The sequence below is a fragment of the Klebsiella sp. GB_Kp047 genome (assembly GCF_040065235.1).
In the GTDB taxonomy this organism is placed as follows: domain Bacteria; phylum Pseudomonadota; class Gammaproteobacteria; order Enterobacterales; family Enterobacteriaceae; genus Klebsiella; species Klebsiella quasipneumoniae.
The window spans coordinates 239,943-260,545 of record NZ_JBEAJG010000039.1 but is presented as its reverse complement, the minus strand read 5'-3'; the positions used below and the strand labels follow the sequence as shown (position 1 = coordinate 260,545).

General features: G+C 59.1%; 21 protein-coding genes. 8 read left to right on the top strand and 13 right to left on the bottom strand.

The window, feature by feature from the left end:
- Window positions 1-718 precede the first annotated feature (718 nt).
- The 4 genes from phnE (ABLV76_RS18665) to phnC form a co-directional block, all read right to left on the bottom strand.
- On the bottom strand, window positions 719-1,603 hold the full coding sequence (gene phnE, locus ABLV76_RS18665) for a phosphonate ABC transporter, permease protein PhnE (RefSeq protein ID WP_017900973.1): 885 nt from the start codon (window positions 1,601-1,603) through the stop codon (window positions 719-721).
- On the bottom strand, window positions 1,600-2,472 hold the full coding sequence (phnE, locus tag ABLV76_RS18660; protein WP_002890001.1) for a phosphonate ABC transporter, permease protein PhnE: 873 nt from the start codon (window positions 2,470-2,472) through the stop codon (window positions 1,600-1,602). Before phnE (ABLV76_RS18660) ends, phnE (ABLV76_RS18665) begins: the two co-directional genes overlap by 4 nt.
- A gap of 66 nt (window positions 2,473-2,538) precedes the next feature.
- On the bottom strand, window positions 2,539-3,477 hold the full coding sequence (gene phnD, locus ABLV76_RS18655; RefSeq protein WP_032426081.1) for a phosphonate ABC transporter substrate-binding protein: 939 nt from the start codon (window positions 3,475-3,477) through the stop codon (window positions 2,539-2,541).
- A gap of 22 nt (window positions 3,478-3,499) precedes the next feature.
- Entirely contained in the window at window positions 3,500-4,342 is an 843-nt protein-coding gene (phnC, locus tag ABLV76_RS18650) for a phosphonate ABC transporter ATP-binding protein (RefSeq protein ID WP_004204921.1), read from the bottom strand.
- Between the two features lie 838 nt (window positions 4,343-5,180).
- On the opposite strand from phnC, the gene ABLV76_RS18645 reads away from it, so the two are divergent.
- The 6 genes from ABLV76_RS18645 (at window position 5,181) to ABLV76_RS18620 (ending at window position 11,973) form a co-directional block, all read left to right on the top strand.
- Window positions 5,181-5,723: a helix-turn-helix transcriptional regulator gene (locus ABLV76_RS18645; RefSeq protein ID WP_004144585.1), complete on the top strand. Its 543-nt coding sequence runs from the start codon at window positions 5,181-5,183 to the stop codon at window positions 5,721-5,723.
- 73 nt (window positions 5,724-5,796) lie between these two features.
- Window positions 5,797-6,384: a common pilus major fimbrillin subunit EcpA gene (ecpA, locus tag ABLV76_RS18640; RefSeq protein ID WP_064794550.1), complete on the top strand. Its 588-nt coding sequence runs from the start codon at window positions 5,797-5,799 to the stop codon at window positions 6,382-6,384.
- 57 nt (window positions 6,385-6,441) lie between these two features.
- Complete coding sequence (locus tag ABLV76_RS18635) at window positions 6,442-7,110, top strand: hypothetical protein (protein WP_017900976.1); 669 nt, start codon at window positions 6,442-6,444, stop codon at window positions 7,108-7,110.
- Between the two features lie 25 nt (window positions 7,111-7,135).
- Window positions 7,136-9,661, top strand: a complete 2,526-nt coding sequence (locus ABLV76_RS18630) for a fimbrial biogenesis outer membrane usher protein (RefSeq protein WP_064794548.1) — start codon at window positions 7,136-7,138, stop codon at window positions 9,659-9,661.
- On the top strand, window positions 9,651-11,294 hold the full coding sequence (gene ecpD, locus ABLV76_RS18625; protein WP_004204915.1) for a fimbrial adhesin EcpD: 1,644 nt from the start codon (window positions 9,651-9,653) through the stop codon (window positions 11,292-11,294). The genes ABLV76_RS18630 and ecpD overlap by 11 nt, the downstream gene beginning before the upstream one ends.
- Complete coding sequence (locus ABLV76_RS18620) at window positions 11,263-11,973, top strand: fimbria/pilus periplasmic chaperone (protein WP_348878411.1); 711 nt, start codon at window positions 11,263-11,265, stop codon at window positions 11,971-11,973. Before ecpD ends, ABLV76_RS18620 begins: the two co-directional genes overlap by 32 nt.
- A gap of 3 nt (window positions 11,974-11,976) precedes the next feature.
- On the opposite strand, the gene ABLV76_RS18615 is transcribed toward ABLV76_RS18620, so the two are convergent.
- Genes ABLV76_RS18615 through ABLV76_RS18600 form a run of 4 tightly spaced genes read right to left on the bottom strand, consistent with a single transcriptional unit; the run spans window position 11,977 to window position 15,034 of the window.
- Window positions 11,977-12,666: an amino acid ABC transporter permease gene (locus tag ABLV76_RS18615; protein ID WP_017900979.1), complete on the bottom strand. Its 690-nt coding sequence runs from the start codon at window positions 12,664-12,666 to the stop codon at window positions 11,977-11,979.
- Window positions 12,656-13,408, bottom strand: coding sequence for an amino acid ABC transporter permease (locus ABLV76_RS18610; RefSeq protein ID WP_049004152.1), 753 nt, complete (start codon window positions 13,406-13,408; stop codon window positions 12,656-12,658). The genes ABLV76_RS18615 and ABLV76_RS18610 overlap by 11 nt, the downstream gene beginning before the upstream one ends.
- Complete coding sequence (locus tag ABLV76_RS18605; protein WP_004204909.1) at window positions 13,405-14,223, bottom strand: amino acid ABC transporter ATP-binding protein; 819 nt, start codon at window positions 14,221-14,223, stop codon at window positions 13,405-13,407. The genes ABLV76_RS18610 and ABLV76_RS18605 overlap by 4 nt, the downstream gene beginning before the upstream one ends.
- A gap of 1 nt (window position 14,224) precedes the next feature.
- Window positions 14,225-15,034, bottom strand: a complete 810-nt coding sequence (locus ABLV76_RS18600) for an ABC transporter substrate-binding protein (protein WP_002890106.1) — start codon at window positions 15,032-15,034, stop codon at window positions 14,225-14,227.
- 328 nt (window positions 15,035-15,362) lie between these two features.
- On the opposite strand from ABLV76_RS18600, the gene ABLV76_RS18595 reads away from it, so the two are divergent.
- Window positions 15,363-15,539 carry a hypothetical protein gene (locus ABLV76_RS18595; protein WP_012542732.1) on the top strand — a complete coding sequence of 59 codons (177 nt, stop codon included), beginning with the start codon at window positions 15,363-15,365 and terminating at the stop codon, window positions 15,537-15,539.
- Between the two features lie 116 nt (window positions 15,540-15,655).
- Here the strand turns inward: ABLV76_RS18595 and ABLV76_RS18590 are convergent, their stop codons facing one another.
- Genes ABLV76_RS18590 through ABLV76_RS18570 form a run of 5 tightly spaced genes read right to left on the bottom strand, consistent with a single transcriptional unit; the run spans window position 15,656 to window position 20,187 of the window.
- Window positions 15,656-16,351, bottom strand: coding sequence for an ABC transporter ATP-binding protein (locus tag ABLV76_RS18590; protein ID WP_004204908.1), 696 nt, complete (start codon window positions 16,349-16,351; stop codon window positions 15,656-15,658).
- Window positions 16,344-17,126, bottom strand: coding sequence for an ABC transporter ATP-binding protein (locus ABLV76_RS18585; RefSeq protein ID WP_017900983.1), 783 nt, complete (start codon window positions 17,124-17,126; stop codon window positions 16,344-16,346). The genes ABLV76_RS18590 and ABLV76_RS18585 overlap by 8 nt, the downstream gene beginning before the upstream one ends.
- Entirely contained in the window at window positions 17,113-18,162 is a 1,050-nt protein-coding gene (locus ABLV76_RS18580; protein ID WP_002890127.1) for a branched-chain amino acid ABC transporter permease, read from the bottom strand. The genes ABLV76_RS18585 and ABLV76_RS18580 overlap by 14 nt, the downstream gene beginning before the upstream one ends.
- Window positions 18,162-19,061 (bottom strand): branched-chain amino acid ABC transporter permease, encoded by a 900-nt coding sequence (locus tag ABLV76_RS18575; protein ID WP_002890128.1) that lies wholly within the window; start codon window positions 19,059-19,061, stop codon window positions 18,162-18,164. The genes ABLV76_RS18580 and ABLV76_RS18575 overlap by 1 nt, the downstream gene beginning before the upstream one ends.
- Before the next feature lie 19 nt (window positions 19,062-19,080).
- On the bottom strand, window positions 19,081-20,187 hold the full coding sequence (locus ABLV76_RS18570) for an ABC transporter substrate-binding protein (RefSeq protein ID WP_004147267.1): 1,107 nt from the start codon (window positions 20,185-20,187) through the stop codon (window positions 19,081-19,083).
- Here ABLV76_RS18570 and ABLV76_RS18565 point away from each other — a divergent pair.
- Complete coding sequence (locus ABLV76_RS18565; RefSeq protein ID WP_032426080.1) at window positions 20,180-20,323, top strand: hypothetical protein; 144 nt, start codon at window positions 20,180-20,182, stop codon at window positions 20,321-20,323. The two genes, ABLV76_RS18570 and ABLV76_RS18565, sit on opposite strands and share 8 nt — an antisense overlap.
- The last annotated feature ends 280 nt before the right edge of the window (window positions 20,324-20,603 follow it).

Sequence of the window (20,603 nt, the reverse complement as noted above, 5' to 3'; positions counted from 1 at the left end):
TCTGCGGGTTCAGTCGTTCCCGGCCGGATAAGGCGTGTGCCGCCATTCGGCATACAGGCGGCTCCGTGCCGGCGGTCATTGCCCGGCGGCGCTGCGCTTGCGCGGGCCTACGGGGTGTGAGCCTGTGAGAGGGCCCTGTAGGCCGGGTAAGGCGCAGCCGCCACCCGGCGAAATATCGGCGCAACCGGAAATGTCCCTGCTCGCGCTGCGTTTAGCAGGGCTACAACTTCTATTTTAATGCCGGGCAGATTGCGCTCCCGGTTAGTTCTTCTGCGTTATGTCACTTACGGCGCCGGGAGCGCACAGGGGGCGGCCAGTCGCCGCCGCCCCCTGTACCCCCGGGCTCCGGCCAGCAACATCGCCACTGCGTGGTGCCTTCGACTTATCCCTGCAGGCTTCGGGTCGGGCCGAGGCAGCGTCCCTGCAAAACACGGCCCTCAGCCCGCATCCATGCGGGCTGCCCCGGCCTTCCGGGAACGTCTCAGCGATGTTGAGGCCGCCAGCACCGGCAGTTTCAGTCGCGCAAGTGGGTAAATTAATGACTGGTTGCTCGGGCCGTAGGCCGGGTAAGGCGCAGCCGCCACCCGGCATAAAAGCAGCGCCGTGCCTGATGCCCTCGCCCGGCGGCGCTGCGCTTGCGCGGGCCTACGGCGTGTGAACCTGTGAGAGGATCCTGTAGGCCGGGTAAGGCGTAGCCGCCACCCGGCACAAAGGTGCGCTAGCGTTCGTCCTGATACAGCGGCACCACGGCGCCGCCGATATAGCGACGGCGCAGCCAGGCGGAGAGGGTGTCCATGATCATCACCACCGCCACCAGCAGCAGGGTGATAAACATCACCACATCCCAGTTCCACAGGCGCATATTCTCGGCATAGATAAGCCCAATACCGCCGGCGCCGACGAAGCCCAGCACCGCCGCGGAGCGGGTGTTGGATTCAATCTGATACAGGCTCAATGCGAGGAAGGTCGGGAACGACTGGGTAAAAATGCCAAAGCGATGCTTTTGCAGGCCGTTCGCGCCCACGGCGGTCAGTCCGCGCCCGGGGGAGCGGTCCACCGCTTCGTGTCCTTCCGCGTACAGCCGTCCCAGCAGGCCGGTGTCCTGCATGATGATCGCCAGCACCCCGGCCAGCGGCCCGAGGCCTACCGCGCGCACGAAAATCAGCCCCCAGATAGCCATGTCGATCCCGCGCAGCACATCAAACAGGCGGCGCATCAGCAGGGCGAGGGTCCCCAGCACCACGCCGCGCATGATGTTGCGGGCGGCGAAGAAGGAGAGCAGCAGCGCCAGCACCGTGGCGGTGAGCGTCCCGGCGAAGACGATAGCCAGAGTGATGCCGATTTGCGTGAAGTAATAGCCGAACGGCCAGTTCCAGAAGTCGTGCCAGACGAACATCCGCGCCAGATAGCGGCCAATCTGCTGTAGGCCGGTGGTCAGCTGTTCGCCGCTGATGCCGAACTGCAGAAAAAACCAGACGTAATAGAGCAGGCAGGCCAGCGCCACCAGCCCGACGTAGCGCAGGTAGCGCCCCTGGACCTGATAGAGCTGCTTATGCTGCCGCCGGCTGGCGGCGAGATCCGGTTGCATGTGCCAGACGCTCATTTCTTACCCTCCAGTACCCACAGGCGCAGACGACCGGACAGCATGTCCAGCGCCGACACCACCAGAATGATCAGCAGCAGGGTGATGCTCACCTGATCGTAGCGGTCGAGCTTGATGTTGGTCATCAGCTCCTGGCCGATGCCGCCCGCGCCCACCAGCCCGAGAATGGTCGACGAGCGGAAGTTGATTTCAAGCCGCATAAAGCCATAGGAGAGAAACAGAGGTTTCACCTGAGGCCACAGGGCGAAGCGAATTTTCTGCAGCGGGGATGCGCCGCAGGCCGCCAGGCCGCGTACCGGTTTGTTTTGCGCGCTTTCCACCGCCTCGTAGAACAGTTTGGTCAGGCTGCCGACGGTATGCAGCATGAGCGCCAGAAAGCCCGGAATCGCGCCGATGCCGAACGCCATCACAAAGATCACCGCCCACGCCAGCTCGGGCATGGTGCGCAAAAACGCCACCAGCACGCGAATGGCAAAGCGCACCGGCGCCGGGGACCAGGCGTTATTGGCGGCAAGAAACGCGAAAACCGTGGCAATGGCGACGGCCACCAGGGTTGAGGCCAGCGCCAGCTGCAGAGTTTCCCAGATCAGCGGCAGCTGGATCGGCAGGCGATAGCCCCACCAGGCCAGCGAGCCTTTGGTCTGCACGTCGGCGAACAGGTTGCCGGCGCTCAGGGGCGGAATGGTCTCTGCCATATAGTCAAAGAAATGGGGCAGCGAGTGCCAGATAGTCAGCAGATTAAATTCCGCGGCGCTGCCGGCGGCAAAATAGAGCGCCAGCAGCAGCAGCGACCAGCAGACGGCATCGCGCTTTTGCCGCGAGCGTACCTGCTGGTAATAGCGTTCAAATTCGGTGTGGGTCGTCTTCATGCGTCGGGGATCTTCAACGTAGCGCCGCCGCTTACCCTGGGGCAAGCAGGCGGCGTTGAGGCAGGATTAACGCGCGCTCACCAGCTCGCGTTTCATATCAATAATCTGCTGGAAGTCAGCCACGCTGCCCGGGCCGATGTGCTGAGTACCGCCCATCGCTTTGATAAAGCAGGCGTGATCCTCAGTATCCAGTTTTTTCACCGCCGCCACGACCTTCGCTTTAAAGTCCGCTGGCAGCGCATTGCTCACCAGGATCGGGCCGTTCGGGATCAGCGGCGATTGCCAGATAATGCGGATCTGCTTCATCAGATCCGGATGATCCATGCGAATCAGGCGGTTGAACGCGCCGGTGGTGTAGCCGGTGTTGTAATCGCCCACCATCGAGGCCCAGGTGACCGCGCCCGCGAACTGGCCATTCAGCACGCCGAGGATGTCCTGCTCGTGGCCACCGGAGAAGGTGACGCTGGAGAAGGTGTTGTTGTATTTGTTGTCGGCGTTACCGCCAAATTTTTCTTTAAACGCATGGTTAGGGATCAGATACCCGGAAGTGGAGTCCGGGTCGGCGAAGCCGAAGGCTTTGCCTTTTAAATCGTCCAGCGTTTTATACGGGGAGTCAGCTTTGACAATCACCACCGAGTGGTAGCCGCGAGACTGATCTTTGTCGTCCACGGCGATACCAACGATATCCACCGCTTTGGGGTTATTAAGATAAACCGAGGCGTAAGAGGAGGGAGACATGCTCAGCACCACGTCGACTTTCCCTCCCAGCAGACCCTGGATCACTCCGGAATAGTCGGAAGAGTTGCGCAGTTTGGTGTCCACGTTCAGCTCTTTATCGAGGAAGGCCTTCACGCACTGGTTATCGCCGATTTGCTGGGTGGCGTTCTGGCCGCCGAGAATGCCCAGATTCAGCTCTTTCGGCTGCGCCGCCGCTGCCTGCCATGCCATCATCATGCCCGCGACCATTGCGGATAAACGAACTGCGCCAGTCATAGATTTTTTCATTATGTTGCCCGTGTGAGTGAAATTAATGCAATTGGCTAACTTCATCGCCGTACAGCCGCTGCAGCACATCCTGCGTCAGCCGGGAGGGGTGATCGTCAAAAATAAGCTGGCCGCTGGCGACGCCGATAACCCGGGTGCAGTAGGTCTTCACCAGCTCTACCGAATGCAGGTTTACCATCACGCTGATGCCCTGCTCGCTAATCTCGCGCAGTACATCCATGATGCGCTGGGTGTTTTTCGGATCCAGCGAGGCGACAGGCTCGTCGGCCAGCAGGATGCCGGGGTTCTGCATCAGCGCCCGGCAGATCGCCACCCGCTGCATCTGCCCGCCGGAGAGGTTCTCCGCCCGCTGCAGCGCGTGCGGCAACATGTTCATCCACTCGAGCAGCGCAATGGCGCGCGCCCGGTCGGCTTCAGGAAAGATTTTAAACAGCGATTTCAGGGTTGAGGTCTGGCTGAGGCGGCCCAGCAGGACGTTGGTGAGCACATCGAGACGGGGCACCAGGCAGAAGTCCTGAAAAATCATTCCGCAGTGGCTGCGCCAGGCATTGAGCGCGCGCCCTTTCAGCCGGGAGACATCGTGCGGGGTACCGACTTCCGGGTAGCTAAGAATTTCGCCGCCGCTGGCGCTGTGGGTGCCGTTGAGGACATGCAGGAGCGTCGATTTACCGGCGCCGGAGCGGCCTATGATGCCAACCATTTCGCCAGCGTGCAGATCAAAACTGATGCCGTCCAGCACCTTGTGCTGGGCTTGATAAGCTTTACTCAGATTACGCACGCTTAAGACCTTCCGCTGCCGGCCGGCATTGAGTTCGGTGAACGGCTGGAAATCAGTTTCGGCCACCGCGGCAAGAGAGCTGTTCATAAGAGTGTCCAGGTTCGTCATTAACTGGCCACTATTAATAGGTCTTTATGTGAAATTTCGATGACGGTATTGCGAACAAACCGTGAACAGGCGGGAAAGGGCGGCGGTGAGCGGTTCACCGTGCGTGGTACGCTGGCGAAGCGCCGAAAAGCGGCTATGCTTTCGGGAACGCGGAGACTGGCGTCCCCGTGACGGCAGGAACCCATCGGCAAAACTCGTTTTATCTTGCTAATGAGGTCTGTTTAATCGAATAGATAATGCTTCTGCCTTTGTTTAGCATTCATCATTCCGCAAAATTAACATATATATAACTATTTTGTGCGGCAGGTTAATCTATTTATGAGTCTTATGTATTGGTGAATCATCCTGGTTATTGCTGATTTTTAGACTTATATTCTTTATTTTTGAATAAATTTGGTTTATTTGACAACTGCATTCTGCCCTTCATTAAGAATATTCCTAACATAATAGGGTGAAGATCCTGGGTAATATAAAATTCAGCTAAGAATTGAGGGTTATATTGCTAATAACCTTATGAAAATAAATACCTTTTTCTTGCGCTCAAAAATGAGATATTTTCAGTTTTTGTAAATATTGACCTGGGCGCGAAATTCATTGCCTTCCCGCATGTTGACACTCCATAGGAAAAAACTTAAATTCAACGCCAAGCAGAAAATAATTATAGTTTAACCCCGCTTATTCAATATTGATAAGTAATGCGTGTCTTATTTAATGGCGATTTACTAAAGGAATCGAATACGCCAGTAAACTTTATAGGCCTGGCAAGCAGTGACGTTTTAAAAATGATTACTTCAAGGACTATGAGGTTAAAAACTATATGGAATATAAAAGCTGTTCCGATAAGTATATTTGGTCTGCCGATGACTCCTACTTCTATAAAGGATTGTCTGAACTGATTGTAGATATCGACGAGTTAATTTATCTGTCGCTAGAGAAAATCAGAAAAGATTTCGTGTTTATCAATCTCAATACGGCTTCGTTAAACGAGTTTATCAGGCGCGACAGCGAATGGCTATCCGCGGTAAAGGGGAAACAGGTCGTATTAATTGCGGCCAGGAAGTCAGAAGCCTTAGCGAATTACTGGTATTACAATAGCGATATTCGCGGCGTGGTATATGTTGGCCTGAGTCGCGATATTCGAAAAGAGCTGGCCTATGTGATTAATGGCAGGTTTCTCCGTAAAGATATTAAGAAAGATAAAATTACAGACCGGGAAATGAAAATTATCCGCATGACCGCCCAGGGCATGCAGCCGAAATCGATCGCCAGAATTGAAAATTGTAGCGTGAAGACAGTATATACCCATCGGCGCAATGCCGAGGCCAAGCTGTATTCCAAAATATACAAATTAGTTCAGTAACACCCAGGTAAGTTAATTTTTGAATGGTTCACCGGGACATCATGTCCTTAATTCAACTCAGGAAGAAAAAGCGATGAAAAAAAAGGTTCTGGCAATAGCTCTGGTAACGGCGTTTACCGGTATGGGCGTGGCGCAGGCTGCTGACGTAACGGCTCAGGCTGTAGCGACCTGGTCTGCGACCGCCAAAAAAGACACCAACAGCAAGCTGGTGGTCACCCCGCTCGGCAGCCTGGCGTTCCAGTATGCCGAAGGCGTGAAAGGTTTTAACTCGCAGAAAGGTCTGTTTGACGTGGCGATTGAGGGTGACGCAACGGCGACCGCCTTTAAGCTGACCTCGCGTCTTATCACCAACACCTTAACCCAGCTGGATACCTCCGGCTCCACGCTGAGCGTGGGCGTGGATTATAACGGCGCAGCGGTGGAAAAAACCGGTGATACCGTGATGATCGATACCGCCAACAACGTTCTGGGCGGCAACCTCAGCGCGCTGGCTAACGGCTACAACGCCAGCGGCCGTACCACCGCGCAGGATGGTTTCACCTTCTCGATCATCAGCGGCACCACCGATGGCACTACCGCCGTGACCGATTACAGCACCCTGCCGGAAGGGATCTGGAGCGGCGACGTCAGCGTACAGTTCGACGCCACCTGGACCAGCTGATCCTTGTGATGCGCCAGCAGGGGGGCTCCCCCTGCTTTTTTCACGGACGGAATTGTTATGAAAAAGCACCTTCTGGCCCTCGGGCTGCTGCTTGCCGGAGTATCGCCGGCGCAGGCGCTGGATGTCGGCGATATCTCATCGTTTATGAACAGCGGCAGCAGCACGCTGAGCAAAACGATCAAGAACAGCACCGACAGCGGCCGCCTGATCAATATCCATCTCGAACGGCTCTCTTCCCCACTGGACGACGGACAGGTTATCCCGATGGATAAACCGGATGAGGTGCTGCTCACTCCCGCCAGCCTGCTGCTACCCGCCCAGGCCAGCGATGTGATCCGCTTCTTCTACAAAGGCCCGGCGGATAACAAAGAGCGCTACTACCGCATTGTCTGGTTCGACCAGGCGCTCAGCGATGCCCAGCGCGATAACGCCACCCGCAGCGCGGTGGCCACCGCTTCCGCTCGCATCGGCACCATCCTGGTGGTGGCGCCCCGGCAGGTGAACTACCGCTTTCAGTATGCCAACGGCTCCCTGACCAACACCGGGAATGCGACGCTGCGGATCCTCGCCTACGGCCCCTGCCTGAAGGCCGCCGACGGTAAGGAGTGCAAAGAGAACTACTACCTGATGCCGGGTAAATCACGCCGTTTTACGCGCGTGGACACGGCGGATAAAAAAGGACGGGTTGCGCTTTGGCAGGGTGAGCAGTTTGTTCCCGTGAAATAGACAGCTGTGCAGATGGATAACGACGATGCCTCTACGACGGATTTCCCCAGGACTGAAAACGCGGCTTGCCTTCGGCATGTTTTTTTTGTTCGTTCAGCCCGACGCCAGTGCGGCGGCCCCAGGCGCGCAGCAGATTGGCGGGGTGATTATTCCGCAGGCCTTCAGCCAGGCGCTGCAGGACGGCATGAGCGTTCCTCTTTATATTCATCTTGCCGGCAGCCAGGACACCCGGGACGATCAGCGGATCGGCAGCGCATTTATCTGGCTGGACGGCGGCCAGCTGCGCGTTCGGCAGATCCGGCTGGAGGACAATGAGGGTAACGCCAGCGTCAGCGAACAGACCCGACAGCAGCTGATCGGCCTCGCCAACGCCCCGTTCAGCGAGGCGCTCACCATTACTCTGACCGAGAGCGCGCAGCTGGATCTCAGCCTGCGCCAGCTGCTGTTGCAGCTGGTGGTCAAGCGCGAGGCGCTGGGCACTGTGCTGCGCTCGCGCAGCGAAGACATCGGCCAGTCGAGCGTCAACGCCCTGAGCAGCAACCTGAGCTATAACCTCGGCGTCTATAACAACCAGATGCGCAACGGCGGAAGCAACACCTCCAGCTACCTGTCGCTGAACAACGTCACGGCGCTGCGTGAGCATCACGTGGTGCTCGACGGCTCGCTGTACGGCATCGGCAGTGGTCAGCAGGACAGTGAATTATATAAAGCCATGTATGAACGCGATTTCGCCGGCCACCGCTTTGCCGGCGGGATGCTTGACACCTGGAACCTGCAGTCTCTGGGACCGATGACCGCTATTTCGGCGGGCAAGATTTACGGCCTTTCCTGGGGGAACCAGGCCAGCTCCACCGTCTTCGACAACAGCCAGTCCGCCACGCCGGTGATTGCCTTTTTACCGGCGGCGGGCGAGGTGCATCTCACCCGCGACGGCCGGTTGCTGAGCGTCCAGAACTTCGCCATGGGCAACCATGAAGTGGATACCCGCGGCCTGCCGTACGGTATTTACGACGTGGAAGTGGAGGTGATCGTCAACGGGCGGGTGGTCAGCAAACGCACCCAGCGGGTCAATAAGCTGTTCAGCCGGGGACGCGGCGCCGGCGCGCCGCTGGCGTGGCAGGTATGGGGCGGCAGTTTTCATATGGATCGCTGGTCGGAGAGCGGAAAAAAGACCCGACCGGCGAAAGAGAGCTGGCTGGCGGGCCTCTCGGCCTCCGGGTCGCTCAGCACCCTGAGCTGGGCGGCAACGGGCTATGGCTACGACAACCAGGCGGTGGGAGAAACTCGCCTGACGCTGCCGCTGGGCGAGGCGATCAACGTTAACCTGCAAAACATGCTGGCCAGCGACAGCTCGTGGAGCAGCGTCGGCAGCATCAGTGCCACGTTGCCGGGGGGCTTTAGTTCAGTGTGGGTCAACCAGGAGAGAACCCACATTGGCGATCAATTGCGGCGCAGCGATGCCGATAACCGGGCGATCGGCGGCACCCTCAACCTGAATGCGCTGTGGTCGAAGCTGGGAACGTTCAGCGTGAGCTACAACGATGATCGCCGCTACAACAGCCATTACTACACCGCGGATTACTATCAGACGGTCTACAGCGGCGCCTTTGGCTCGCTTGGCCTGCGGGCGGGGATCCAGCGCTATAACAATGGCGACAGCAGCGCCAACACCGGGAAATATATCGCCCTCGATCTGTCGCTGCCGCTGGGCAACTGGTTCAGCGCCGGGATGACCCATCAGAACGGCTACACCATGGCTAACCTCTCAGCGCGTAAACAGTTTGATGAAGGCACCATTCGCACCATCGGCGCCAATCTGTCGCGGGCCATCTCCGGCGATACCGGGGATGACAAAACCCTCAGCGGCGGGGCGTATGCCCAGTTCGACGCCCGCTACGCCAGCGGCACGCTGAACGTCAACAGCGCAGCGGACGGCTACGTCAACACCAACCTCACCGCCAGCGGCAGCGTCGGCTGGCAGGGCAAAAATATCGCCGCCAGCGGACGAACCGACGGCAACGCCGGGGTGATCTTCAACACCGGGCTGGAGGACGATGGTCAAATCAGCGCCAGGGTCAACGGGCGGATCTTCCCGCTCAGCGGTAAGCGTAACTATCTGCCGCTCTCCCCTTATGGCCGCTATGAGGTGGAGCTGCAGAACAGCAAAAACTCGCTCGACAGTTACGACATCGTCAGCGGGCGCAAGAGTCATCTGACTCTCTATCCCGGCAACGTGGCGGTGATTGAGCCAGAGGTGAAGCAGATGGTCACCGTCTCCGGTCGTATTCGGGCGGAAGACGGCACGCTGCTGGCGAATGCGCGGATTAACAACCATATCGGCCGTACCCGCACCGATGAAAACGGCGAGTTTGTTATGGATGTGGATAAGAAATACCCCACGATCGATTTCAGCTACGGCGGCAATAAAACCTGCGAAGTGGCGCTGGAGCTCAGCCAGGCGCGCGGCGCCGTGTGGGTGGGGGATGTGGTTTGCAGCGGCCTCTCGTCGTGGGCGGCGGTGCAGCAGACAGGAGAAGAGAATGAAAGTTAACCCATTAATCGCCCTGGCGATCCTCGCGCTGCTCTGGCCGGCGGCTGCGCTCAGGGCGGCGGTGACCAAGACCACCTGGTCGGATGCGCCGGCGCGCGAGTTTGTGTTTGTGGAAAACAACTCCGACGACAACTTTTTCGTCACTCCCGGCGGGGCGCTGGATCCGCGCATGACCGGCGCCAACCGCTGGACCGGCTTAAAATACACCGGCTCCGGGACCATCTATCAGCAGAGTCTCGGCTATATCGATAACGGCTACAACACCGGGCTCAATGCCAACTGGAAGTTTGATATGTGGCTGGAAAACTCGCCGGTTTCGCACCCCTTAACCGGCCTGCGCTGCATCAACTGGTACGCCGGGTGCGATATGGCCACCAGCCTGATCCTGCCGCAGACCACTGACGCCAGCGGGTTCTATGGCGCGACGGTGACCAGCGGCGGCGCGAAGTGGATGCACGGTATGATGTCGGACGCGTTTTATCAGTATCTGCAACAGATGCCGGTCGGCGGCAGCTTCACGATGACCATCAATGCCTGCCAGACCTCGGTGAACTACGACGCCAGCAGCGGCGCGCGCTGTAAGGATCAGGCCTCCGGCAACTGGTATGTGCGCAACGTCACCCACACCAAAGCCGCGAACCTGAGGTTGATAAACACCCACTCGCTGGCGGAGGTGTTTATCAACAGCGATGGCGTGCCAACCCTTGGGGAAGGGAACGCCGACTGCCGGACGCAGACCATCGGCAGCCGTTCAGGATTAAGCTGTAAGATGGTCAATTATACCTTGCAGACCAATGGGTTAAGCAATACGTCGATCCATATTTTCCCGGCGATCGCCAACTCGTCGCTGGCCTCGGCCGTCGGGGCGTATGATATGCAGTTCAGCCTCAACGGCAGCTCATGGAAGCCGGTGAGCAATACCGCCTATTACTACACCTTCAACGAGATGAAGAGCTCAGATGCGATCTATGTGTTCTTCTCCAGCAACTTCTTTAAGCAGATGGTGAATCTCGGGATCAGCGATATCAATACCAAGGATCTGTTCAACTTTCGCTTCCAGAACACCACCTCGCCGGAGTCAGGCTGGTATGAGTTTTCCACCTCCAATACGCTGATTATCAAGCCCCGTGATTTCAGCATCAGCATTATCTCTGACGAATATACCTCGGCGCCGTCGCGGGAGGGGTATGTCGGCAGCGGTGAACCGGCGCTCGATTTCGGCTACATCGTCACCACCAGCGGTAAAACGGCTGCCGACGAAGTGCTGATCAAAGTGACCGGACCGGCGCAGGTGATTGGTGGGCGCTCCTACTGTCTCTTCAGCTCCGATGACGGTACGGCGAAAGTGCCGTTCCCGGCGACGCTCTCTTTTATCACCCGCAGCGGCGCGACCCAGACCTACGACGCCGGGTGCGATGACAGCTGGCGGGATATGACCGATGCGCTGTGGCTGACCACGCCGTGGACCGATATCTCCGGCGAAGTGGGGCAGATGGATAAGACCACGGTGAAATTTTCGATTCCGATGGATAACGCCATTTCGCTGCGGACGGTAGACGATAACGGCTGGTTTGGCGAAGTCAGCGCTTCAGGAGAGATTCATGTCCAGGCGACGTGGCGCAACATTAACTAAGGCCCTGCTGACGCTGGGCTGCCTGCTGGCGGCGCCGCTGGCGCAGGCAATCTCGGTCGGCAATCTGACCTTTTCCCTGCCGGCTGAAGCGGATTTCGCCAGCAAACGGGTGGTCAATAACAATAAAAGCGCGCGGCTGTACCGGATCACCGTCAGCGCCATCGACCGCCCTGGGGGCAGCGAAGTGCGCTCCCGGCCGGTGGATGGCGAACTGCTGTTCGCCCCCCGCCAGCTGGCGCTGCAGGCCGGGGAGAGCGAATATTTCAAATTTTATTATCATGGGCCGCGGGATAACCGCGAGCGCTACTATCGGGTCTCGTTTCGTGAAATTCCCACCCGTAACCTGACGAGGCGCAGCCCGACCGGCGGCGAAGTCAGCATGGAGCCGGTGGTGGTGATGGATACCATTCTGGTGGTGCGCCCGCGCGAGGTGCAGTTTAAATGGTCTTTCGATAAGGCGGCCGGGACGGTGAGCAACACCGGCAATACCTGGTTTAAGCTGCTGATTAAACCCAGGTGCGATTCGACCGAAGAGGAGGGCGACGCGTGGTATCTGCGTCCCGGGGACGTAGTTCGCCAGCCGGCGCTGCGCCAGCCGGGGAACCACTATCTGGTCTATAACGACAAATTTATTAAGATCAGCGATACCTGTCCGCTGAAGCCCCGTCCCGCGGAGTGAGCCTTATCCGGCGGTCGCGCGGCGGGTAAAGCGCCGGCTGGCCAGCAGGCTCAGACCGCAGCACAGCAGGTAGTACACCGCGCCGGTGAAGACGAAGATCGCCAGGGGATAGATTTGCACCCGGTTGTTGACCTGGCCGGCCACGGTGGTCAGCTCCGGGACGTTGACGATAAACGCCAGCGAAGTGTCCTTCAGCAGGCCGATAAAGATCCCCACCAGCGACGGCTGAACGTTGCGCAGCGCCTGCGGGAGCAGCACCAGGCGCAGCGTTTGCCCGGGGGCGAACCCCTGGGTCAGCGCCGCCTCATACTGTCCTTTCGGCAGCGACTGCAGCCCGGCCAGCACCGAATGCATCACCGAGGCGGCGGTAAACCACGCCAGCGCCAGGGTCACGGTCACCGCGCCGGGCAGATCGCCGCCGGTCAGCATCGGCAGCAGATACCACAGCCAGAAGATGACAAATATCAGCGGGATGCCGCGGATAATTTCCGCCCACAGGAACAGCAGACGTCGCGTCAGCCCGCCGTAGCGCCAGGCCAGCCCCGCCAGCGCAATGCCTCCCGGCAGCGCCAGCAGGGTGGCGCCGATGGCCATCAGCAGGGTCAGGGCCACGCCGCCGGGCTGGCCCTCCGCCAGCCGGCCCCACAGCAGGTAATCAAGGTTATCGGCGATCACCGCCAGATTAGCGTTCATGTTGGGCGCTCCGTTGCAGTTTTCTTCCCGGGCCGAGACGCGTTAGCGCCACGCCCATCGCCACCCCCAGCGCCAGATACAGCGCGGTGCCAACGGCAAACGCCTCCAGGGCGTGCGCGTTATAGCTCTCAATCTGCCGCACCTGATAAGTCAGTTCCGCAAAGCCGATGCCGCTGGCCAGCGATGAGAGTTTCATCAGGTTGAGATACTGGCCGACAATCGGCTGCCAGGCGTTGGCCAGTCCCTGCGGCAGGAGGATAAAGCGCAGCTCCTGCCACGGGGTAAAGCCCTGCGACAGCGCGGCTTCCCGCTGCCCGTGGCTGACGGCGCGCAGTCCGGAGGCGATCTCTTCCACCAGAAAGGCGGAGGTAAAGACCCCCAGCCCCCACATCGAGCAGAGGAACTCCGGCGTCAGCCACCAGACGTTGCCCGGCAGAATGGACCAGGTGTGCTCGTCGTTTACCACGTCCTTCACCGCCAGCGGCAGCAGGTTCCAGGCGGCAAAGTACCAGAACAGCAGCTGGACCAGCAGCGGAGTATTGCGAAACAGCGAGACCCACGCGGCGACCAGCCCGCGCCCCACGCGGCCGCCGCCGAGACGCAGGGCCAGCAGTAGGACCGCCAGCGCAGTGGCAAGCAGGATCCCGGCGACGCTGACCCAGACGGTGGTGAGAAAACCAGAGATAATCCATTGCAACGGCTGTCCGCTCAGGACGCCGTGCCAGTCAAGCATCGGCGTCACTCGAGGCTCTCCTGGTGCAGCGGATCCAGCACCTTCTGCAGAAAACGCCGCGCGCGGGCATGCTGCGGATGGGCGAAAAACTCAGCCGGCGGGGCGACCTCGAGAATGTCGCCGCCGTCGATAAACACCACCCGGTCGGCAATTTCGCGGGCAAACTGCATCTCGTGGGTCACCACCAGCATGGTGATCCCACTGTGGGCGAGGTTTTTCATCACCTGCAGCACTTCGCCGATCATCTCCGGGTCGAGGGCCGAGGTGGGCTCGTCGAACAGGATAATCTGCGGCGAGGAGGCCAGAGCGCGGGCGATGGCCACCCGCTGCTGCTGGCCGCCGGAGAGCTGCGCCGGCATCTGCTGCGCTTTCTCCTCCAGCCCGACCTGGCGCAGCAGCGCCAGCGCCCGCTCCTGAGCCGCGCTTTTTCCCCAGCCGTGGACGCGCTCCAGCGCCAGCGTGATGTTCTCCTGCGCCGTCAGGTGGGCGTAAAGGTTGAACTGCTGGAAGACAAAGCCGACGCGGCTACGCAGCTGGCGCAAGGCGCTGCCGCTCAGCCGGCTGGTGGGTTTACCGTCGATCAGGATCTCGCCGCCGCTTAAGGATTCGAGCTGGTTGATCAAGCGGATCAGCGTCGATTTTCCCGATCCGGAAGGACCGAGGATCGCCACCACTTCGCCGGGCTCGACCTGCAGGTTGATAGCGTTAAGCACCTGATGATCGCCGTAGCGCTTGGCTACCTCACGAAACGTTATGCTGGCGCGCTGCAGACGTGAAAAATCCGCGGCCGGGGCCGCGGAGTGGGAGAATAAACCCGAGAACATATTATTTCGCTTCTATGGTAAAGGCGCGCGGCTGCGGCGTTTTAGTGGCAGGGCCAAACCAGACATCGTAAATTTTCGCGGCTTCGCCGGTTTTCTCCAGCTTCACCAGCTCATCGTTGACGGCTTTCAGCAGGGCCGGTTCGCCTTTCTTCACGCCCACGCCAATCTCTTCTTTGCTGAGCAGATCGGGCAGAATTTTAAACTTGGCTTTATCCGGCGCTTCCGCCAACAGACCGGCAAGGATAGTGCTGTCCTGGGTGATGGCCTGGACGTTGCCGTTGCGCAGGGCGGTCAGGGCCAGCGGAATATCGTCATAGGAGAGGACGCGAGCCTGCGGGAAACGCTGGTGCAGGGCCTGTTCGCCGGTGGTGCCTTTCACCGCGCCGATGCGCGCTTTGCTGTACTCATCAAGCTTATCCGGAGAACCGGCCGGCACGAGGAACTGCTGGCCGGTGACGAAATACGGCGTTGAGAAATCAATAACCTGGGCCCGCTCCGGGGTGATGGTAATGTCGGCGACGATCAGGTCGGCTTTGCCGGACTGCAGCAGCGGAATACGGTTGGCCGGGTTAGTGGCCACCAGCTCGAGTTTGACGCCGAGCGCTTTCGCCAGCGCCTGGGCAAAGTCGACGTCGTAGCCGACGATATGGTGGGTTTTGGCGTCTACGGAGCCGAACGGCGGGTTGGCGTCAAAGGTGGCGACTTTCACGACGCCAGCAGCTTTGATGTCAGCCAGCTGGTCGGCCTGCGCCTGCGAGGCGAGCAGCAGCATACCCAGCGCCAGTGCGATTTTTGTGGTTTTGTTGCGCATAGTTTTTCCCCTGAATCCCTGTTTTGTTTTGTGGACATCACGCTCCCATAAATTGCCCATCGGCGGCAAAGAAGAAAAAATTCTTATCTATAACCAAAAAGAACTTAACAAACCTGTGGGTATTCTTTATGCGCCGCTGGCGTTTTACCGGCGCGGCAACGATTGCCGAACGGTTCCCTCTCCCTCAGGGAGAGGGTTAGGGTGAGGGGAAAAGCACCGGGGGTAATATGCGCCAGCCAGGATTGCAAATTCGGAATTAATATTTCCCGCGCCCGGCCAACTGTGGTTGAAATAGACCCAGGCGATACGCTTCCCGACAGAGGAGAAAATGAAAGTGGCATTGTGGCAACGGTTAACGGGCTGGCTGGCTTTTTTGTCCAACGGTGAAGCCGGACAGCAAGATACCCAACGCGTCATGGAGGCGATCCTGCCGGTGGCCAGCCTTTACGGCGTGGACATTGGCAACGTGGAAACCCGGTGGTTCCGTCATGATAAGACATACTGAGCGCCGCAGGACGCGAGAAGCCTACTGGAACGAGGTGTGCTTTGTGTAGCAAGAGACTGCCTGAGGTTGCGGCCTCGCAGGAGGCGCCGCCGCAGCCCAGGCAGTTTTGACCATGCCTATCCCCCCAGATACATCCGCTTAATTTCCGGATTAGTCAGCATCTCCCGCGCCGCGCCTGACAAGGTGATCCGGCCATTCTCCAGGACATACGCCCGATCGGCGATCGCCAGCGCGGCCGTCGCATTCTGCTCCACCAGCAGCACCGTCATATTCTCTTCGCGCAGTTGCTTAATGATGCCGAACAGCTCGCCGACAATTTTCGGCGCCAGTCCGAGGCTCGGTTCATCCAGCATCAATAACACCGGCTCGCTCATCAGCGCCCGGGCGATGGCCAGCATCTGCTGCTCGCCGCCGCTCATGGTGCCAGCCATCTGATGGCGCCGCTCCTTGAGCCGTGGAAAGAGGGCGTACATGCGATCGCGCAGGCGGGTGTAGCCGGCGAGATTATTGTAAGCGCCCATGCGCAGGTTCTCTTCGATGGTCAGGTTGGTAAAGACCCGGCGTCCCTCCGGCACCAGCGCAAGCCCGCGGCGCACGATCTGGTGGGTCTGGCTGCGCGAGATATCGTCGTTAAGGAAGCTGACGCGCCCGCTGGAGCGCACCAGGTTGACGATCCCATTGAGGGTGGAGGTTTTACCGGCGCCATTGCTACCGATCAGGGTGACGATCTCCCGGTCATAGACGTCGATATCGACGCCCTTCAGCCCCTGGATCACGCCGTAAAAAACCTTCAGTTCCCGGGCGTTAAGCATAATTGGCTTCTCCCAGATAAGCGGAAATGACGTCCGGATGCTGGATCGCCTCGGCCATCAGGCCGCTGAACAATGGCTTACCATACTCCAGGACCATCACCCGTTCGCACAGGCGGTTGACGAAGGGCATATCGTGCTCGATTAACAGGACGCTGAGCTGATAGTCATGGCGCATGCGGAAGATCAGCTCCGCCAGATCCTCGGTCTCCTTTGGGTTCATCCCGGCAGCCGGCTCATCGAGCAGCAGCAGCTTCGGCGCGGTGGCCAGCGCGCGGGCGATCTCCACTTTGCGCTGGTTGCCATAGCTCAGGTTCGTGGCCTGCATATGGGCGAAGTGGGCGATGCCGATATCCTCCAGAATGGCCATCGCTTTGGCCTTCGCCGCCCGCTCGGCCGGAAAGTAGCGGCCAATGTGCAGGGCCGCCTCCAGCAACGAATAGCGGCTGGCCCGGTCGAGCCCGACCATCACATTCTCCAGCACCGTCATAGAGTTAAACAGCCGGATATTCTGGAAGGTGCGAGCGATCCCGGCGTTCACCACCTGGTTGGGCTTCAGCCCCTTCAGCGAGGCGCCCGCGAGGGTGACGCTGCCGCTGGTGGGCTTATAGTTGGCGGTGATGACGTTAAACAGGGTGGTCTTACCCGCGCCGTTCGGGCCGATAAGGCCAAAGATCTCCGCCTCGTCAACATGGAAGCTGACGTTGTCGATGGCCCGCAGGCCGCCAAACTGCATGGTGACGTCCTGCACCTGCAGGATGATTTTATTTTCCGCCATAGCCGCCGCTCCTTCTTCCGGTCTGCCAAATCTCTTTTTTCCCCAGCAGCCCTTCGCGGGCGAAGAGCATGATAATCAGCAGCAGCAGGGAGAAGACCACCATTCTCAGGCCCGGATAGGCGCCGAGATCGTGACCGAAGAACTGCAGCGGCTGGTCGAGAAAGCGCAGCCACTCGCCGCTGCCGACCACCAGCACGGTGCCGAGCAGGGCGCCGGTGGTGCTGCCGAGTCCGCCGAGGACGATAATAATCAGCAGCTGGAAGGTGAGCATAAAGTCGAACAGCCCCGGGGAGATGGTGGTCAGCAGGGAAGCCAGCAGACCGCCGCCGATCCCTTCGAAGAAGGCGCTGGTGGCGAAGGCGCAGGTTTTAATGCGGAAGGTGTTGACCCCCATGGCGATCGCCGCATCTTCGTCGTCGCGAATAGCTTTCATCATCCGACCATACTTCGACCACACCAGCTGAAGGATCATGCCGGTGGCCAGCAGGGCGAACAGCCCGCACCAGAACAGAAGATGCGGCTGCTGCGGAATATCGTTCAGCCCGATGGCGCCGTTGGTGATTTGCGGGTTGTTAATGGCGAGGATCTTGATGATAAACCCGAAGCCGAGGGTGACGATGGCCAGGTAGTCGCCCCGCACCCGGAAGACCGGTACGGCGAGGCACACCGCCAGCGCCGCCGCGCACAGGCCGCTTATCAGCAGGGCGGGGAGGAAACCCGCGTGCAGGCTGAGGATCCACGGGCTGGGGGCGGCCATTTCAAACATGTCTACCTTGCTGTCGCTGGAGAGGATCAGCAGGGCGGTGACGTAGGCGCCCACCGCCACGAAGCCGTTCGGCTCCAGCGACAGCTGGCCGGTCACGCCGTTGATCAGGTTGTAGCTGACCGCGAGGATCATAAAGATAAAAATGGTGCTGATGACACGAACAATGTAGTCATTGAAAACCACGTTGATTCCGGCCAACAGCGCGATACAGATGACAATAATGGCCAGGTTGCGCAGCTGCGCCCCAGCGGTCGTCGTCGCGTTGAGCATCAGAAACGGCTCCTTTCCAGACGTTCGTCGCCCATAATGCCGACCGGGCGGAACAAGAGGACCAGAATCAAGAACAGGAAGGCGAAAGCATCTTTATAGCCGCCCAGTTCGGGGAAGATCGCCACCGCGACCACTTCGGTAAAACCGAGGATAAAGCCGCCCAGCACCGCGCCGGTGACGCTGCCGATCCCGCCCAGCACGGCGGCGGCAAAGGCCTTCAGGCCGATAAGCACGCCCATCAGGGGATCGATCGTCGGGTAGCTGATGGAGTAGAAGACGCCGCCGAGCGCCGCGAGGCTACTGCCGAGGGCGAAGACCAGGGAGATGATCCGGTTGGCGTCAATGCCCATCAGGCGCACGGTGTTGACGTCAAAGGCCACCGCGCGGATCGCCATCCCATAGCGGGTGCGGTACAGCAGCCAGAGGATCGCCAGCAGCAGCAGGACGGTGATCAGCGGCACAATCCACGCCACGTTGGTAATGATGACGCTGCCAAAGGCCCGGGTCTGGTTGAAAAAGTCCGGGGCGGAGAAGAAGCGCGAGCTGCCGCCGAACAGCACGTTAAACAGGTTTTCGAGGAAGAAGCTGACGCCGATGGCGGTGATCAGCATGGAGATTTTCGAGGCCTGACGCAGCGGACGATAGGCAACCCGGTCAATCAGCATACCAAACAGGCCGCACAGCCCGAGGGTCAGGAAAACGGCTACCCCGAAGGGTAGCCCAACCGAAGAAAATAAAAACAGCGTACTAAACGCGCCGACCATCATCACGTCCGCATGGGCGAAGTTGATCAGCCGCAGCACGCCATAAACCATCGTATAACCGATGGCAATCAGGGCGTACATGCCCCCAAGACTCATTCCATTGACCACTTGCTGGAGAAAAATGGCGCCGTCCATTTTGTAGCCTCGTCACAACTTAAGGGTTAACCACGGTACGAAACGCCAGCTTGCCATCTTTCACTTCGTTGATGACCGCGCTGCGAATGGCATCGCCGTTCTGTAAGGTCAGCGTGCCGGTCACGCCCTGGAAATCTTTGGTGGCGCGGATTTTTTCATTTACGCAGACCCGATCGTGGGGATCGCTGCACTGGTTCATGGCGTTGACGATGACGTTATAGGCATCCGCCGCCATTGCGCCCCAGGTATGGGTCGGCTGCTGGTATTTGGCTTCCCAGGCTTTGATGAAGGTTTCCCCCGCCGGGGTCTGCTCTTTGGCGTTCGGCGAGTAATAATCGGTGGTCATATAGCCGTTGACCGCGTCTTTACCGACATCGAAGAAGACCTGATCCGCGGCCAGTCCATCGCCGCCCACCACCGGTTTGTTGAGCCCCAGCTGTTTAGACTGCACGGCAATCAGCGCCCCTTCGGTGTAGTAGATCGGCATATAAATCATGTCGACATTCTTCGCCTTGACGCTCGCCAGCTGGGCTTTAAAGTCCTTGCTGCCGCCCGGGGCCTGGACCTCGATGGGAATGGTGCCGCCGTTTTTCAGGAACTGGGTGCGGAACGCTTTCGCCAGGCCGACGGAGTAATCGTTGCTGCTGTCAAACACGATGGCGGCGGTTTTGGCTTTCAGATCGCGGGAGGCCAGATTGGCCCCGACCACCCCCTGGAAGCTGTCCGAGAAGCAGACCCGGCTGACGTAGGGATGGTTGCGGGTGACGCGGTCGTTGGTGGCGGTGGAGGAGACCAGCGGCGTTTTGCTGTCATCGGCGATCTTGGTCATCGCCAGGGTGTTGGAGGAGGTGACTTCCCCGATAACGGCATCCACTTTATCGCTGGAGACCAGGCGCTGCATGGCGTTGGCCGCTTCGACTTTGTCGCTTTTATCATCGATGACGATAAGCTTGATGGTATCGCCATTTTTTAACGTCGGGGTGATGGCCTGAATAATGTCCAGACCTTTCTGCGACGGCTGGCCATAGCCGCTGAGGGCGCCGCTCAGGGGTAATACCACCCCGATTTTAATTTCCGCTGCCTGCGCGCTGCTGGCGCCGACCAGCGCGGCAACCAGCGTGGCCATTAAAGACGCTTTCCCGGAAAACGATTTCATGGGTATTTCTCCGTCGGTCGATTATTTATCTTTAACCATCAATGACTGCATAACATTGAGGAATAATGCGCCAGCTTATCCGGCGAATTATTGGCTGTTATGTTGAATAGATAACGAGATATATACCCTAAATAATTCGAGTCGCATGAAGGCGGCAAGTGAGCGAGTCCCCAGGCGCTTACAGAAGTAAGTGACTGACAGCCAACGCACATGCAACTTGAAGTATGACGGGTATTTTTAATGCGCTGAATTACCTTACAACGTCCGTTTCGTTTTTACTCATGCAATATTCTTATTACCTGCAGGCAAGGGCATAAGGCTGGCGACCACACGGTTTTTGATACGGTGAACGCATTTTGCCGGGTGGCGACAGGCGCCTTCCCCGG

Coding starts and splice junctions, on each gene's coding strand:
- phnC (WP_004204921.1), bottom strand. CDS start 4,342: ATGAACAGCTCTCTTGCCGCGGTGGCCGAAACTGATTTCCAGCCGTTC.
- ABLV76_RS18595 (WP_012542732.1), top strand. CDS start 15,363: ATGAAAGTGGCATTGTGGCAACGGTTAACGGGCTGGCTGGCTTTTTTG.
- ecpD (WP_004204915.1), top strand. CDS start 9,651: ATGAAAGTTAACCCATTAATCGCCCTGGCGATCCTCGCGCTGCTCTGG.
- phnE (WP_002890001.1), bottom strand. CDS start 2,472: ATGAAGACGACCCACACCGAATTTGAACGCTATTACCAGCAGGTACGC.
- ABLV76_RS18635 (WP_017900976.1), top strand. CDS start 6,442: ATGAAAAAGCACCTTCTGGCCCTCGGGCTGCTGCTTGCCGGAGTATCG.
- ABLV76_RS18600 (WP_002890106.1), bottom strand. CDS start 15,034: ATGCGCAACAAAACCACAAAAATCGCACTGGCGCTGGGTATGCTGCTG.
- ABLV76_RS18590 (WP_004204908.1), bottom strand. CDS start 16,351: ATGCTTAACGCCCGGGAACTGAAGGTTTTTTACGGCGTGATCCAGGGG.
- ABLV76_RS18605 (WP_004204909.1), bottom strand. CDS start 14,223: ATGTTCTCGGGTTTATTCTCCCACTCCGCGGCCCCGGCCGCGGATTTT.
- phnD (WP_032426081.1), bottom strand. CDS start 3,477: ATGAAAAAATCTATGACTGGCGCAGTTCGTTTATCCGCAATGGTCGCG.
- ABLV76_RS18620 (WP_348878411.1), top strand. CDS start 11,263: ATGTCCAGGCGACGTGGCGCAACATTAACTAAGGCCCTGCTGACGCTG.
- ABLV76_RS18580 (WP_002890127.1), bottom strand. CDS start 18,162: ATGCTCAACGCGACGACGACCGCTGGGGCGCAGCTGCGCAACCTGGCC.
- ABLV76_RS18645 (WP_004144585.1), top strand. CDS start 5,181: ATGGAATATAAAAGCTGTTCCGATAAGTATATTTGGTCTGCCGATGAC.
- ABLV76_RS18585 (WP_017900983.1), bottom strand. CDS start 17,126: ATGGCGGAAAATAAAATCATCCTGCAGGTGCAGGACGTCACCATGCAG.
- ABLV76_RS18575 (WP_002890128.1), bottom strand. CDS start 19,061: ATGGACGGCGCCATTTTTCTCCAGCAAGTGGTCAATGGAATGAGTCTT.
- ecpA (WP_064794550.1), top strand. CDS start 5,797: ATGAAAAAAAAGGTTCTGGCAATAGCTCTGGTAACGGCGTTTACCGGT.
- phnE (WP_017900973.1), bottom strand. CDS start 1,603: ATGAGCGTCTGGCACATGCAACCGGATCTCGCCGCCAGCCGGCGGCAG.
- ABLV76_RS18630 (WP_064794548.1), top strand. CDS start 7,136: ATGCCTCTACGACGGATTTCCCCAGGACTGAAAACGCGGCTTGCCTTC.
- ABLV76_RS18570 (WP_004147267.1), bottom strand. CDS start 20,187: ATGGCCACGCTGGTTGCCGCGCTGGTCGGCGCCAGCAGCGCGCAGGCA.
- ABLV76_RS18615 (WP_017900979.1), bottom strand. CDS start 12,666: ATGAACGCTAATCTGGCGGTGATCGCCGATAACCTTGATTACCTGCTG.